Genomic DNA, 14,906 nt, shown 5'->3' on the forward strand with positions numbered 1-14,906 from the left:
CCCATCGTGGCCGTAGCAGCCCGAGCCCTCGACGTGGATGCAGCGGACCTGGTCCTCGGGCAGCGACAGCATCTCGGCCAGCGCCTTGCGCAGGGGGAACATCCCTTGCGCGTGCGACCACACGGTCAGGCGCGCGCCGTCGAACTCCGCCACGGCGCAGGAGGGGCCGATCGAGCCGTGCATCTGGTAGCGCCGCCGGTACTGCGCCCGGACCACACGCCCCGGCGGCACCGGCGTGCCGGCACCGGCCTCGTGGATCACGCTGCGCTCGGCCCTCCGGCCGGCGAGGTCGGCGAACAGGGCGTCGGGCTCCGGCACGGCCGTGCCGCCCTGCCAGAAAGCCGCGCGGGCGAGCGCCCGCATCGCCGTGACGGCGGTGTATTCCCGCTCGGCCAGCACGGCCAGGAAGTCGCCGTCCCGGTGCACCCGGATCACGCCCGGACGGCCCGCGATCGCCTCGGCCTCGAGGGCGACGAGGCGCGCCCCCGGACGGGGCGGGCGCACGATCCGGGCATGCACCATGCCGGGGGCGCGGATGTCCTGGACGTAGGCCGCGCCGCCCGCGACCTTGGCCGGGATGTCGACCCGGGGCAGCGACCGCCCGACCACCGCGTAGGCGGCGGGATCCCGCAGCGCGACCTGCGCCGGCACCGCCGCGTCGGGGGCGACCTCGGCGGCGAGCTCGCCGAGGCGGAGCCGGCGGCCGTCCGGTGCGGTCACGGCGCCGTCGGCCACCCGGAGCGCGTCCGGCGCCACCCCGAGCCGGCGCCCGGCGGCCTCAGCGAGGAGGGCGCGGGCCGCCGCGGCGGCGTGCCGGACCGCGGTGGCGGAATCCTGCATCGAGTGGCTGCCGGCGGTGTAGCCCTCGTTCGGGGTCAGCTCGGTGTCGGCGGTGACGAGGCGCAAGGCGGCCGGGTCGAGGCCGAGCTCCTCGGCCGCGACCTGGATCAGCGCCGTCTTGATCCCCTGGCCCAGCTCGGCCTTGCCGGTGAGCACCGTGACGGCCCCGTCCTCGCCGACGCGGATCCAGGCGTCGATCCGCGGCGCGCCGGCGAGGCTGCCGGGAAGGGCCGCCCGGGCCGGCCGCGGCAGGCCGATCCCGACGAGGAGCGCGCCGCCGACGAGCAGGGTGCGGCGGGTGAGCGCCGTCACGGCACCGCTCCCGTGGTGGCCGGCTCCGGCGCGCCGGCGGCGCGGCGCACGGCGGCGAGGATCCGCCTATGGGTGCCGCAGCGGCACAGGTTGAGCCGCAAGGCCGCCCGGATCTCGGCCTCGCTCGGGTGCGGGTTTACCCGCAGCAGGGCGTGGGCCCGCATCACCATGCCGGCGATGCAGTAGCCGCACTGGGCCGCGTTCTCGGCGATGAAGGCGGCCTGGAGCGGCCCCGGCTTCTCCGGGGTGCCCAGGCCCTCGACCGTGGTGACGGCGCGGCCCTCGAGCACCCCGACCGGGGCGAGGCAGGACAGGACCGGGCGGCCGTCGACCTCCACCGTGCAGGCGCCGCACTGGCCGAGCCCGCAGCCGAACTTGGCGCCGTTGAGCCCGAGCTCGTCGCGCAGCACGTAGAGGAGCGGCGTCTCGGGCTCGGCCGCGACCGCGTGGCTGCGGCCGTTCACCGTTAGGGTCGGCATCGGCGTCTCCTCGTCACGGGCGTGCCTCGGCCCGGGCACCGGGAGCGGGAGCCTCCCGCATCAATCCGCGCACCGTCCCGGCGAGGTCCGGCCAGGGCCCGTCGGGGCTGAAGCGGGCCCGCAGATAGGCGGCGAGGTCGGTCATCTGGGCGGGCGTGAGCGTCGTCCCGAAGGCCGGCATGATCGGCCCCGGCGCGTGCTCCCGCGGCGCGATCCCGTCGCGCAGGACCAGGATCAGGTTGCGCGGATCGGGCGCCCTCAGGGTCGTGCGGTGGCCCAGCGACGGCGTGGTGTAGGGCACGCCGCCGGCGGCACCCCCGCCGCTCTCGTGGCAGACCGCGCAGGCGCCCGCGTAGGTCGCCGCCCCCCGGGCCAGCGCCGGGTCGTCGCCCGGCGGCTCCCGGTCGACCGGGCCGGTGCGGCTGCCGGCGGGCCCGGGCCCGTAGAGCGTCGCCACGTAGGCGGCCAGCGCCCGGATCTCGCCCGCCGGCACCGTCCGGTGGGCGTCGACCACCGGGCGCATCGGGCCGGCGGCCCCGCCACGTTGCGGGTCCCACTCGGCGAGGTAGCGGGCGAGGGCGTCCTCGCTCCAGGGCAGGGGCGCCGGGGACGAGCGGGCCAGGGGCGGAGCCCACCACCCGTCGGCCTCGCCCCCCGCATAGGCCCGGCCCGCCACCTCCGCCCCGAGAAGGTTGCGGGGCGTGTGGCAGGCGCCGCAATGGCTCAGCGCCTCGGCGAGGTAGGCGCCGCGGTGCCAGTCCGCGTCCCGGCGCGGATCGGCCGGGATGGCCGGCGCGCGGAAGAAGAGCAGCTTCCAGCCGGCGACGAGGGGCCGCCAGGAGAGCGGGAAGGGCAGGGCGTTGGCCGGCGCCTCGGCCCGCACCGGCGCGCGGGTCATCACGAAGGCGTAGAGGGCGGCGACGTCGGAATCGGTCAGGCCGGCATAGTGGGTGTAGGGGAAGGCCGGGTAGAGGTGGCGCCCCTCCCGGTCGACGCCCGCGCGCATCGCCCGGGTGAAGGCGGGGAGCGAGTAGCGGCCGAGGCCGGTCTCCGGGTCCGGCGTGATGTTGGTGGCGTGGATCGTGCCGAACGGCGTCCCGATGCCGCGGCCACCCGCGTAGGGCTGGCCGCCCTCGGCGGTGTGGCAGGAGGCGCAGTAGCCGAGGGAGGCCAGGACCGCGCCGCGGCGCACCTGCTCCGGCGCGGTCTCGCCCGGCCCCGGGCCGCCCGGCGCCAGGGCGGGACGCCAGGCCGCGAGCCCGAACCCCGCGACCGCGAGGGCGAGCGCCCCTCCGAGCCAGACGGCGATCCGGCGACGCCTCAACCGCGCACCTCCCGACGAAGGGCCCGCCCCTCCGGCGGCGAGACAACCGGCGCCCGCGGTCACGGTTCCGGGCCATGGCTCCCCGCATCCCGGCCTCGTCCGGCGGGTCCCCGCACAGTCTTGCCGCAATCCCGCGAAACAGTGATATCGTCCGGTTCGCGTGGACGGGCCGGCCATGCTTGGCCGTAACGCGGCCGGCGGCGGCGCCTCGTCGCGTCTCGACCTGAACGGACGGCGTCCCGCCCGCTCGACGTCATGACTCTCCCTGGTCCCGGTCTTGCTGATCCCGCGGGGCCGCGGGCGAACCCTCCCGGGATCGTTTCGGATGCGGCCCACCGCACGAGACCGCCGCATGGCCCAGCAGAGTTCCCAGGCCCGCCTCGGGCCGCCGCCGATGAGCGCCGACGACGCGGCCTGCCGGGCCTGCTGCGGGCAGATGCGGGCGCACTGGCAGGAACGGCCGCATGCCCGCCTGATGGTGGTGGCCTCGACGCCGGTGGTCGAGGCGTTCGGTGGCGGCGTCGAGACCCGCTACCTCTGCCTCGAATGCGGGCATACCCTGATGCACTCGACGGGGCGCTTCGGCCAGGGCTGGCACTGAGGGCGCCCGGGACTTGAGCGCGGAGCGGCGCCGGGCCATGGACCGGGCGTTCCCGGGAGCCGGCCCGCCATGCCCCACGCGATCGTCACCACGTCCGAACGGCCCGACCTCGCCCCCGTGACCGCGCGCTGGCGCTGGGAGGCCTTCGCGCAAGGGCAGGGCCGCACCTTCGCCGAGGTCGCCGCCGCGGAGGCCGCCGGCCCCGGCCCGATGCCCCGCACCTGCGTCCTCCTGGCGGATGGCGAGCCCGTCGGCATGGCGAGCCTGGCCGCCCATGACCTCGATCCGCGGCCCGACCTGACCCCGTGGCTCGCCGGCGTCTTCGTGGCCCCGCACGCCCGGGGCCGGGGCCACGCCGCGCGGCTCGTCGCGGCGGTCGAGGCGCAGGCCGCCTCCCTGGGGATCCCGACAATGTGGCTCTACACCCGCAGCGCCGAGGCGCTCTACGCCCGGATCGGGTGGCGAACGGTGGAGAGCTTTGCCTATCGGGGGAAGGCGTACGCGCTGATGCGGCGGGATCTGCCCTCACGGTCCAGGCTCGATCAGCTTGACCGTGCGAAGGGCTGCTGAGGGTGGTTTGCGGCGATTGGCTCAACGCTCACGAGCGGACGTTCCCACTCGCTTCAGTCTTGCCCACTCGCTTCAGTCTTGGCCGTTCGGCTCATTCCGGCCGTCTGATGCATCGTCCACCTGTTCCGGCGACTGACGATTGCCGGCCCAGTCTCTCAGACGTTGCATCGTCTATGCTCATGCGAACCAGGGTCAAAACCCAATCAGCTTGACCGTGTGAATGGCCGCTGACGGTGGGGATCAGAATTTGACGCCGGGTCCGTAGGCGGACGTTCCGCCTCCGATCCATGGCTGCTCTTCGTGGCCCGTACACAGGCCCGGAAAGCGGACATTCCCTCAGGCCAACCTCTCTTCGGAGTTTGCTTCCCTATCGTTGTGCGGCCGCGAGACGCGCTGCCAATCCAATGAAGAGGATGCCCAGCGTGCGGTCGAGCCAGACGGCAAGTCGACGACTAGCCCTCAATTTGCTCGTGATGCGATCACCCAGGAAAATCACGGGAGGTTCGATAACCGCCGCCACCGCGATGATCAGGCATCCGTGGACGAGAAGCTGAAGCCAGATTGGCCCCGCGCCCGGAACGACGAATTGAGGCAGGAACGCCAGGAAGAAAATCGCGACTTTCGGGTTCAGGATGTCCACTAGCACACCTTGCAGGAACACGCCGCGCAGACTGTACGTCGGTAGTGTTTCCTGAACCTCGAAGGCGCTTCCCTTTGCGCGGAGCGCTTGGATGCCCAGCCACACGAGGTAGACAACCCCGACCCATTTCACGATCGAGAAGGCGACCGCTGAGGCGGCAAGGATCGCTGTCAAGCCGGCTACAGCGAAGGCCACATGACAGAAGGCACCGGTCCAAATTCCAAACATGGCTGCGATGCCATGGCGTCTACCCGAGCGAACGGTGTGCCCGAGAATGAAAGCGATGTCAGGACCGGGAGACAGGTTCAGGACAAGAGCTGTTGTCAGGAACGCGATCCAATGCGTGAGTTCGTAGTCCAGCATGCCTTCTCGTTCTCCTAGTACCCGGCTAAACCGAGCAGCGAGACGCGTAGCACAAACGGCAAGTCGTACCCGCAAGGCAATCCAAGGCTGAGGGTCTGGAAACCACGCAACCCAGCCGAAAACTCTATCTCATAGACGGCCTCGGTTGGAAGCAACCTCTCGCACGGTCAAGCTGGTTGGGTTTCGACCCTAGCGTTGCTGACGTGAGGCCTCGTGGGCGTGGAGCGCTTTGGCGAGCGTCTGCCTCAATGTGTCAGGCGTGTAGGGCTTCACGACGAGCGAGGCTCGCAGAAAGGCGGCTTCGGACGACACCGCGTTATCGCCCGACGCAAGTACCACGCTTATGTCCGGCCAGCGCTCCCGCGCGGTTCTTGCCAGGTCCAAACCCGAGATGCCGGGCAGCCCAACGTCAGTCAGGAGGACGTCCACCCTCTCAAGCTCCAGCAGCTTGAGAGCCTCTTCCCCGCTCCTCACCTCCCAAAGCTGACACCCTGCATCCGTCAGCATCTCCGAGGTCGTGCTCCGGATGAGGTCGTCGTCCTCGACCAGCAACACAGCTGCGCCCTTCAACGCATCTTGGCTGGAAGGCCTTCTGACGCCTTGAGGGGCGACCTGGCGCTGTGCCTGATTGGCCAACACGTGCCTGACCTTCCGTGCGAGCGCCTCGCGTGAGTAGGGCTTTGAGAGAAGTTCGACACCCGGATCGAGCCGCCCGCCATGCACGATGGCGTTCCGGGTGTACCCGGAGGTGAAGAGCACGGCGACCTGAGGCAGCCGTTCTTTGGCCTTGCGCGCGAGTTCAGGGCTGCGCACGGCGCCCGGCATCATCACGTCGGTGAAGATCAGGTCTATGGGAAGGCCGCTCTCTACGATCGCGAGCGCGCTCGCGGCATCTCGCGCCTTGAGCACGCGGTAGCCGAGCTCCGCGAGCATCGACACTGCGACGTCGCGGACCTCGTCGTCATCTTCGACCACCAGCACGGTTTCGTCCCCGCCGCGCACTTGGCCTTGCGGCACCGCGACCAGGGCGTCCTCGCTCTCCATCGCACGCGGCAGATAAAGCTTGACGGTCGTGCCCGAACCCACCTCGCTGTAGATCTTAACGTGTCCGCCAGACTGCTTCATCAGGCCGTAGACCATGGCGAGCCCCAAGCCAGTGCCTTTGCCCTCGGGCTTCGTCGTGAAGAACGGCTCGAAGACCCGCTCCAGCGCTTCGCGCGGGATGCCCTCGCCCGTGTCCGTGACCGCGACCAGCACGTACTGACCTGCCACGACGTCGTCGTGCGTCCGTGCGTACGCGTCATCCAGTGAAGCGTTGCCGGCCTCGATGGTCAGTTGGCCGTGGCCGTTCATCGCGTCACGCGCGTTGATCGCCAAGTTCAGGATGGCGTTCTCGATCTGGTCGGGATCGACGAGGCTGTTCCAGAGCCCACCCGCGACCACGGTCTTGATCTCGACCTCTTCGCCCAATGTGCGGCGAAGCATGTCATCCATCCCCTGTATGAGCCGGCCGATGTTGACGACCCTAGGCTCAAGGGGCTGACGCCTGGCGAAGGCGAGGAGCTGCGAGGCGAGCTTCGCGCCGCGCGCGACCCCGGCCATGGCACTTTGAACCCGCATCTCAGCGCGAGGATTGCCGGCGATGTCTTTACTCAGCAGCTGCAGATTGCCGCTGATCACCTGAAGCAAATTGTTGAAGTCGTGGGCGACCCCGCCTGTGAGCTGCCCGATGGCTTCGAGCTTCTGAGACCGGAGCATGGCCGCCTGCGCGTCGCGAAGCGCCTCTTCGGCTTGGCGCCGCTCCGAGATGTCGCGGGTGACCTTCGCAAAACCGATCAGCTGCCCCGCGTCGTCTCGGATAGCATCGATGACGACGTGCGCCCAGAAGGTCGTCCCGTCTTTGCGGACCCGCTGTCCCTCATGCTCCCATCGCCCCGCGCTCGCCGCAGTCGCCAAGCCTTGCACCGGGAGGCCCGCGTCGCGATCCGCCTGTGTGTAGAAATCGGAGAAGTGACGACCGATGATCTCGTCCGGTGCGTAGCCCTTGATCCGCTGAGCGCCTGCATTCCAGCTCGCGACCTCGCCTCGCGCATTCAACATGTAGATCGCGTAGTCGGTGACACCTTGCACGAGTAGCCGGAACTGATGTTCGCTCTCCCTCAGCTTGGCCTCGGCGGCCCTTCGCTCGCTCAGGTCGCGCGTGATCTTCGCGAAGCCGACGAGGTCGCCGTCGGGTGAACGGATCGGATCGATGATCACGTGGGCCCAGAATTGCGCGCCGTCCTTGCGCACGCGCCAGCCCTCGCGTTCGAAGCGTCCCGTCCGAGCGGCCTCCTCCAGGGCTCGCGCTGGCACGCCCTCTGCTCGCTCGGCATCGGTGTAGAAGGTTGAGAAGTGACGGCCGATGATCTCATCAGCCTCGTATCCCTTGAAGCGTCTGGCGCCCGGGTTCCAGCTGGTCACGTACCCGTCGCAATCCAGCATGTAGATCGCGTAATCCGTGATCGCCTCGACGAGCAGCCTGTATCGGCTGTCAACGCTAAGGGCCGCCTCGGCTCGATCGAGATTTGGCACTGAACTCCTGCTGCGTGGCGCGGCTCGGATGAGCTTAACGCATAGCCCGCGTTACAGCTCGATCAGCGACGCGGGCACGGCATCCTCGGAACGCGCGTTAGCAGCCGAGGACCCGGCTCACATTAGCCTGTGTCAATTGCAAAGCAACCTGCGCGTTCGCTGCCCGCCGCGAACCGGACCTTTCGAATGGCTGGATTGGGTCCTAAGCCGAGGCAGGCAGGGTCAGGCTGATTGAGTTTGGACGTCAGAAACCCCGGCCGCGCGGGCTCCGGGGGAGAGGGGCGACCGTTGGCGGCGCTGCCCGGACGGCTGGGCCGGCAATCGGTCGGGGCGTGGCTGCCTCCGCTCACCGGGCAGCATGTCGTCTCGGGAGCCGTTCCGGTAAGCCCGCAGCACCGGCGAACGGGCTCTTTCAACGGCGCTGGGCATGCCCGGATGAGTCTGCGCTGGCTGCCCTGCCGCCGCAGGCGGCGGCAGGGCGCGACGGGACGATGACGGCGATGGGGCGCGCGGCTGACGGGCGACCGCGCGGGCGGTGCCGCCCGCGCGGTCGCCTCACGCCGTGGGGTCGCGCCGCACCCGGACGGCGAGGCACAGGAAGGCGGCGATCACCGGCCCGGCCGCGAGCGCCAGGAGGGCCGGGGTGAAGCTCTGGGTCGCGTCGCGGATCCACCCCACCAGGTAGGGCCCGCCGAAGCCGGCGATCTGGGCGAGGCCGTTGATCATCGCCAGGCCCCCGGCGGCGGCGGCCCCGGTGAGGAACTGGGTCGGCAGGGCCCAGAACACCCCGAGGACCGCCCACACCCCGAAGGCGGCGGCGCACAGGAGGAGCAGGCTCAGGAGCGGCGTCGGCGCCACCGCGCTCGCGGCGAGGAAGAGGCCGCCGATCAGGGCCGAGAGGGCGGTGTGCAGCTTGCGCTCGCCGGTGCGGTCGGAGGAGCGCGCCACCACGACGAGGCCGATCGCCGCGAAGACGAACGGGATCGCGGTCACGAAGCCGGTCTGCAGGTCGGACAGGCCGCCGATGCTGCGCACGATCTGCGGCAGCCACAGGACCACGCCGTACACCGCGACCGCGTTGAACATGTAGACGAGGGTGAGGAGCCAGACGCGGGTGTCGCGGAAGATCGCCCGTAACTCGTGCGAGCCGACGCTCTCGACCTGGCGGTTCTCCTCCTCGAGGGTGCGGATCAGCCAGGCGCGCTCCTCGGGATCGAGCCAGCGCCCGTCCTGCGGCCGGTCGACGAGGTAGAAGTAGGTCACGACGCCGAGCACCACCGCGGGGGCGGCCTCGAGGATGAACAGCCACTGCCAGGCGGCGAGGCCGAACCAGGTCGGGTTGCTGGCGAGGATCCAGCCCGAGAGCGGCGCGCCGATGACGCTCGAGAGCACCGTCGCGGTCATGAAGCCGGCGGTCGCCTTGGCGCGGTCGCGGGCCGGGTACCAGTAGGTGAGGTAGAGCAGGATGCCCGGCACGAAGCCGGCCTCGGCCAGCCCGAGCAGGAAGCGCATGGCGTAGAAGCTCCACTCGCCCTGCACGAAGGCCATGCCACCGGAGACGAGGCCCCAGCTCACCATGATCCGGGCGATCCAGCGCCGGGGCCCGACCCGGTGCATGATCATGTTGCTCGGCACCTCGAAGGCGATGTAGCCGAGGAAGAAGATGCCGGCCCCGAGCCCGTAGGCAGTGGCCGAGAGCCCCAGGTCCTTGTTCATGTGAAGCGCCGCGAAGCCGACGTTCACCCGGTCGAGGTAATTGATGATGAACAGGACGAAGCAGTAGAGCACGATGCGCGGCCGCAGCTTGGCGAGCACGCGCCGGCGCAAGGGATCGTCCCCGCCGGTCGCTGCGGCGGCGCCCGCGACGGCGGCCATGGTGGCGGTGGTCATGGTGTCCTCCCGATGGATCGCCCGCAGGCGCGCGGGAGGCGGGCCGGGGGGCGATGCGGGTTTTCTCGATTGGTGAATTGATTGCCCCGTTGGGAGGCTCGCGGACGCACAACGAACGGTACGCATCCTCTCCCTGTGGGTGGCAGGGCTGTTCGGGGAAAGATTGAGGCGCGGGTTTTTTCTCCTCTCCCCGCGGGCGGGGAGAGGCCTGAGCTCCGAAGGGGCTCAGGAAGCCCGCAGGGCGAGGGTGAGGGGGCATCTCCGGAAGAGGCTCCTCCGGCACCACCCCCTCACCCTCGCGTCGGCTGCGCCTCCGCTTGCCGTGTCCCCTGGACGGTGACACGGCCCTCTCCCCGCCCACGGGGAGAGGGGGACCCGCGTCCTATCGAGAAGCGGGTAAGCGGCCCAGGCCGTTCAATACGTCGCCCTACCTCCCGACACGTCGAACACGGCACCCGTCGAGAACGAGGCCTCCTCGCTCGCCAGGAAGCAGATCAGGGACGACACCTCGTCGATGGCGCCGAACCGGCCGATCGGGATCTTCGACAGCATGAAGTCGATGTGCTGTTGCGTCATCTGGTCGAAGATCGCGGTGCGCACCGCCGCCGGCGTGACGCAGTTCACCCGGATCTCGCTCTTGGCCAGCTCCTTGCCGAGGGACTTGGTCAGCCCGATCACCCCGGCCTTGGAGGCCGAGTAGGCGGACGCGTTGGGGTTGCCCTCCTTGCCGGCGATCGAGGCGACGTTGACGATGCGGCCGTAGCCGCCCGCCTCCATCGCCGGCACCGCGGCGCGGTTGCAGTAGAACAGGCCGTTCAGGTTGACGTCGATCACCCGCTGCCAGGCGTCGACCGGATAGTCGCGCAGGGTCGTGTTCGGCCCGGTGATGCCGGCGCTGCAGACCAGCACGTCGAGCCGGCCCCCCAGGGCCGCCACGGTCGCGCGCATGGCGGCCTCGACCGCGGAGGCGTCCGCGATGTCGAGCGCCCGCGTGTCGGCGGCGCCGGATTCGGCCTTGGCCTTCTCCAGCGCCTCCGCGTTCAGGTCCCAGAGGGCGACCGTCGCGCCCTCCCGGCGCAGGCGCGCGGCGACCGCGAGCCCGATGCCGGAGGCGCCGCCGGTGACGAGGGCGGTGCGGCCCTCGAAGCGGTTCGGGAAGGTCATCGCCTCACGCCTCCCGGCGCCGCCAGGCGATCACGTCCTGGCGCTGCTCGCCGAGCTTCTCGATGCCGAGGGTCATCACGTCCCCGGCCTTCAGGAAGACCGGCTCGGGCTTGATGCCCATGCCGACGCCGGGGGGCGTGCCGGTGGTGATGATGTCGCCGGGCATCAGGGTCATGAAGCGGCTGACGTAGGAGACGATCTGCGCGCAGGTGAAGATCATCGTCCGCGTGTTGCCGGTCTGCATGCGCCGGCCGTTCAGGTCGAGCCACATGTCGAGGTTCTGCGGGTCCCCGACCTCGTCGGCGGTGACGAGCCAGGGGCCGACCGGCCCGAAGGTGTCGCAGCCCTTGCCCTTGTCCCAGGTGCCGCCGCGCTCGATCTGGTACTCGCGCTCCGAGACGTCGTTGACGAGGCAGTAGCCGGCAACATAGTCGAGCGCCTCGGCCTCCTCGACGTAGGCGGCGCGCGTCCCGATCACGATGCCGAGCTCGACCTCCCAGTCGCTCTTCACCGAATCCTTCGGCAGCATCACCGGGTCGTTCGGGCCGGCGAGCGAGCTGGTCGCCTTGGTGAAGACGATCGGCTCCTTCGGCACCGGCAGGTTCGATTCGGCGGCGTGGTCGGCGTAGTTCAGCCCGATGGCGATGAACTTCGCCACATTCGCCACCGGCGTGCCGAGGCGCGGCTCGCCGGAGACGACCGGCAGGCTCGCCGGATCGATCGCCGCCAGGCGGGCGAGCGCCTCCGGGGCGAGGGCGGCGGGGCCGAGATCCGGCAGGTGGCCCGAGAGGTCGCGGATGCGGCCCTCGGCATCGAGCAGACCGGGCTTCTCCTGGCCCGCAGGGCCGTAGCGCAACAGCTTCATCGGGTCGAACCTCCTCGTTCGCGCGCCGCAGCGCGCCGGATCACGGGTGCGGGCTGGGCGGGTCGGAGGTCGCGGCGTTCGTCGGTTTCCTCCGGCACGGCCCTGGCGCCACGCCGATCAATCCCATATGTTGGGATCTTGTTTTTCTATGTGGGACGATAAGCAGATGCCAGCGAAGCCGTCAACCGGGCAGCCGGGCGGGGATGGCGCGGCGCCGGGCAGCCAGACGCTGCTGCGCGGCCTCGCCATCCTGGAGGCGGTGGCGGGCGGCGCGCGGGACCTCGCCGGGCTGTCGGCCGTCCTCGGCACCACGCGCAGCACCACCCACCGCCTCGCCGCGGCGCTCGTCGAGCAGCGCTACCTCACCTTTGCGCCGCGGGAGGGCTACGCGCTCGGCCCCAAGCTCCTGGAGCTCGGCTTCCGCGCCCAGCAGGCGTCGCCCGTGACCCGGGTGGCGCGGCCCCACCTCGAGCGCCTCTCGGCGGCCTGCGGCGACACCATCCACCTCGGCGTGCTGGAGGAGGACTGGGCGCTCTACCTCGACAAGCTGCCGGGGCGCCGGCGCATCGAGATCAGCTCGCGGGTGGGCGAGCGCCAGCCGGTCTGGTCGACGGGCCTCGGCAAGGCGCTGATCCTCGACCTCGACGAGGCGCGCTGGCGCGGCTTCCACCGCCTCGGCCCGGCGCGGGGCGCCCACAGCCCGGACCTTGCGACCTGGCTCGAGCGGATGCGGACCTACGCGCGCCAGGGCATCACCTACGACCGGGAGGAGAACGAGCCGGAGGTGCGCTGCGTCGCCGCCCCGATCCGCGACGCGGGCGGGGCGATCGTCGCGGCGTTCAGCGTCTCGAGCACGGTGCAGTACATGGACGAGGTCCGGATGGAGGACCTGACCGGCACGGTGCGGGAGGTCGCCCGTGCGATCAGCCGGGACCTCGGCTGGCCGGGGTGACGGACCGGGCGGTGTCCGCCGCACCGGTGGCGGCGCGTGAGCACGGGGCGGGCTCGCGGCGGATCGGGCCATCGGCCCGACGGCCCCGCGATCGGGACGAGCCCGTCGGGCGACGGGGTGGATGGCGCCTTCGGCGCGCTTGCTCCGGCGGCCCGCCTCCGGCAAACCAGCGCGGTTGCGGGCAGGCTCGGGCTCCGATGGCGTTGGTGAAGAAGGCGAAACTCGCGGCTCGGGACGGTGCGCAGAAGGCGCCCGCTGCCGCGGCGCCTCAGGACCCCACCACCACCCTCACCCCCGCCCCCCGGCGCGGCCAGGCCCGCGGGACGGCGCGGGCGCGCCAGCAGAAGGCGACCGAGCGCCTGGGCGCCGCCACGGAGGAACTGGCCGCCGGCGTCACCGAGGCCTCGGCGGCGGCCGAGGAGCTGCGCCGGGCGATGGAGCAGATAGCCGGCGGGGCCGAGGAGGCCGCGGGCGCGGCGCAGGAATCCCTGGCCGCCGTGGCGGCGATCGTCGGGCGGCTCGGGGAGGCGCGGGAGCGGGCCGACCTGTCGCGCCAGCGCACCGCCGCCTTCCAGTCGCTCCTCGCCGAGGCCAGCGTCCAGGCCACCCAGTCGCTCGCGGCGATCGAGGCCGAGGCCGGGCGCCAGACCGCGACGGTGGCGATCGTCGACGACCTCGACCGGGACGCGGCGAGCATCGGCGAGATCACCGGCACGGTCGAGATCATCGCCGACCAGACCGGGCTCCTCGCCCTCAACGCCGCCCTCGAGGCGGCCCGGGCCGGGGAGCACGGCCGCGGCTTCGCGGTGGTGGCCGACGAGGTGAAGGCCCTCGCCGAGGCCGCCGAGGCGAGCGCCGGGGAGGTGCGGGAGCGGGCGGAGGCGATCCGGGCCGAGATCCGGGCTCTCGGCGAGGCGATCCGCGCCGCCGCGGCCCGGGCGGCGGCCGAGGCGGAGGCCGGTGGCCGCGTCGCGCGCCAGCTGGAACAGGCGCGGGTCGATCTCGGCGCGCTCGCCGAGGGCGCGCAGGCCATCCTCGCTGCGGCCTTGCGGGCGGTGGAGACCACCCGCGAGGCGCAGGCCGGCGCCGAGCAGATCGCCGCCGCCGCCGAGGAGCAGGCCGCCGCCGCCGAGGAGGCGCAGCGGGCGGTGGCGCAGCAGACGGACGCCCTCGACGAGGGCCAGGCCACCGCCGAGGCGCTGGCGGGCCTCGCCGAGACCCTGCGCGACCGCGCCGCCGGGCACGCGAGCGCCGAGGAGATCGGGACCGCCGCGGATGCGCTCTCGGCGACGATCCAGGAGCTGTCCGGGGCCGCCGCCGAGATCCTGACCGCCATCGACCAGATCAGCCGCGGCCTCGGCCTGCAGAGCGCCGCCGCCCGGCAATCCGCCGCCGCCATGGCGGAGATCGAGCGCGCCGCCGCCGGGACCCGTGCGGGCTCCGACCGGGCGCTGGCGCAGGTCGCCGCCATCGCGGCCTCGCTGCGACAGGCCCGGGGCACCGTGGACGGCCTCGCCGACGGGGTCGAGCAGGCCCTTCAGGGCATGCGCGAGTCCCTCGACCGCCTCGGCGCGATCGAGGACGGCGCGCGGCGGATCGAGACCATCGTCGAGGGCATCGCGCTCGTGGCGGTGCAGGTCGGCATGCTGGCGGTGACCGGCGCGGTCGAGGCCACCCGCGCCGGCGAGGCCGGGCAGGGCTTCGCCCTGGTCTCGGGCGACATCCGCACGCTCGCCCGGGACGCCGCCGCCGGTGCCGAGCGGATCCGCGGCACGGTGCGGACGATCCGCGACGGGGCCGCCGCCCTGCGCCGCGCCCTCGAGCGCTCCGTCGGCGCCGGGGAGGCGGAGGTGGCGAAGAACCGCTCCCTCACGGCGGGCCTCGCCACGGTGGCGGCGGACGTGGCGGAGCTGGAGCAGGCCAACCGGGAGATCGCCGGGGGCGCCGAGGCGATCCTCGCCGCGGCCGCCGGCATCGCGGCGGGGGGCCGCCAGATCGCCACGGCCGCCGAGGAGGCCGACAGGGCCGCGAGCGAGGCCGCCACCGCCGCCCGCCAGCAGGCCCGCGGGGCCGAGGACCTGGCGGCCGCGGTCGAGGAGATCGCGCTGCTCGCCGACGAATTGCTGGGCGCGGATGCTTAAGGCCGACGCCCGGGCGGGGCGCGTCCTCGTCGTCTCGCTCGGATCGGAGACGTCCGGCGACAGGCGCTTCGCCCTGCCGGCCGCGCGGGTGCGCGCCGTCGCGCCGGTCCCGTCCCTCACCCGGGTCCCGGGGGCGCCTCCGGCGCTCGCCGGCCTCGCCAATGTCCGCGGCGCCGCGCTCCCGGTCCTCG

The 14,906-nt window shown here is 72.2% G+C and carries 13 protein-coding genes; 5 read left to right on the forward strand and 8 right to left on the reverse strand.

The annotated features are described in order from the left end of the window. From VQ02_RS30775 to VQ02_RS30785, 3 genes are all read right to left on the reverse strand, one after another. Positions 1 to 1,152, reverse strand: a 1,152-nt coding sequence (locus VQ02_RS30775; RefSeq protein ID WP_048448065.1) for a molybdopterin cofactor-binding domain-containing protein, incomplete at its 3' end; no start/stop codon positions are given. Next, the gene (locus VQ02_RS30780) at positions 1,149 to 1,631 is read right to left on the reverse strand and encodes a (2Fe-2S)-binding protein (RefSeq protein WP_048448066.1); all 483 of its coding nucleotides are present in this window, start codon (positions 1,629 to 1,631) and stop codon (positions 1,149 to 1,151) included. The genes VQ02_RS30780 and VQ02_RS30775, both read right to left, overlap by 4 nt. A gap of 13 nt (positions 1,632 to 1,644) precedes the next feature. Beyond that, a complete protein-coding gene (locus tag VQ02_RS30785; RefSeq protein ID WP_245239901.1) occupies positions 1,645 to 2,955 on the reverse strand; it encodes a cytochrome c in 1,311 nt (436 codons plus the stop codon). Between the two features lie 352 nt (positions 2,956 to 3,307). Here VQ02_RS30785 and VQ02_RS30790 point away from each other — a divergent pair, with 352 nt between their 5' ends. Both VQ02_RS30790 and VQ02_RS30795 read left to right on the forward strand, forming a co-directional pair. Beyond that, the gene (locus VQ02_RS30790; protein WP_048448067.1) at positions 3,308 to 3,556 is read left to right on the forward strand and encodes a hypothetical protein; all 249 of its coding nucleotides are present in this window, start codon (positions 3,308 to 3,310) and stop codon (positions 3,554 to 3,556) included. Positions 3,557 to 3,625: 69 nt separating this feature from the next. Continuing rightward, a complete protein-coding gene (locus VQ02_RS30795; RefSeq protein ID WP_048448068.1) occupies positions 3,626 to 4,126 on the forward strand; it encodes a GNAT family N-acetyltransferase in 501 nt (166 codons plus the stop codon). 367 nt (positions 4,127 to 4,493) lie between these two features. On the opposite strand, the gene VQ02_RS30800 is transcribed toward VQ02_RS30795, so the two are convergent. The 5 genes from VQ02_RS30800 to VQ02_RS30820 all read right to left on the reverse strand — a co-directional run bounded on the left by VQ02_RS30800 (position 4,494) and on the right by VQ02_RS30820 (position 11,622). After that, on the reverse strand, positions 4,494 to 5,129 hold the full coding sequence (locus VQ02_RS30800; protein ID WP_048448069.1) for a LysE family translocator: 636 nt from the start codon (positions 5,127 to 5,129) through the stop codon (positions 4,494 to 4,496). A gap of 189 nt (positions 5,130 to 5,318) precedes the next feature. Continuing rightward, entirely contained in the window at positions 5,319 to 7,703 is a 2,385-nt protein-coding gene (locus tag VQ02_RS30805; protein ID WP_053080619.1) for a hybrid sensor histidine kinase/response regulator, read from the reverse strand. A gap of 555 nt (positions 7,704 to 8,258) precedes the next feature. Then, complete coding sequence (locus tag VQ02_RS30810; protein WP_083469548.1) at positions 8,259 to 9,593, reverse strand: MFS transporter; 1,335 nt, start codon at positions 9,591 to 9,593, stop codon at positions 8,259 to 8,261. 414 nt (positions 9,594 to 10,007) lie between these two features. After that, positions 10,008 to 10,757, reverse strand: a complete 750-nt coding sequence (locus VQ02_RS30815) for an SDR family NAD(P)-dependent oxidoreductase (RefSeq protein WP_048448070.1) — start codon at positions 10,755 to 10,757, stop codon at positions 10,008 to 10,010. 4 nt (positions 10,758 to 10,761) lie between these two features. After that, on the reverse strand, positions 10,762 to 11,622 hold the full coding sequence (locus tag VQ02_RS30820) for a 2,4-didehydro-3-deoxy-L-rhamnonate hydrolase (RefSeq protein ID WP_048448071.1): 861 nt from the start codon (positions 11,620 to 11,622) through the stop codon (positions 10,762 to 10,764). A gap of 166 nt (positions 11,623 to 11,788) precedes the next feature. Here VQ02_RS30820 and VQ02_RS30825 point away from each other — a divergent pair, with 166 nt between their 5' ends. From VQ02_RS30825 to VQ02_RS30835, 3 genes are all read left to right on the forward strand, one after another. Next, positions 11,789 to 12,574: an IclR family transcriptional regulator gene (locus VQ02_RS30825; protein ID WP_048448072.1), complete on the forward strand. Its 786-nt coding sequence runs from the start codon at positions 11,789 to 11,791 to the stop codon at positions 12,572 to 12,574. A gap of 197 nt (positions 12,575 to 12,771) precedes the next feature. Further along, entirely contained in the window at positions 12,772 to 14,715 is a 1,944-nt protein-coding gene (locus VQ02_RS30830) for a methyl-accepting chemotaxis protein (RefSeq protein ID WP_048448073.1), read from the forward strand. After that, the coding region (locus VQ02_RS30835) for a chemotaxis protein CheW (protein WP_048448074.1) at positions 14,708 to 14,906 on the forward strand (199 nt) is incomplete at its 3' end. The genes VQ02_RS30830 and VQ02_RS30835, both read left to right, overlap by 8 nt.

Source organism: Methylobacterium variabile, from assembly GCF_001043975.1.
In the GTDB taxonomy this organism is placed as follows: Bacteria; Pseudomonadota; Alphaproteobacteria; order Rhizobiales; family Beijerinckiaceae; genus Methylobacterium; species Methylobacterium variabile.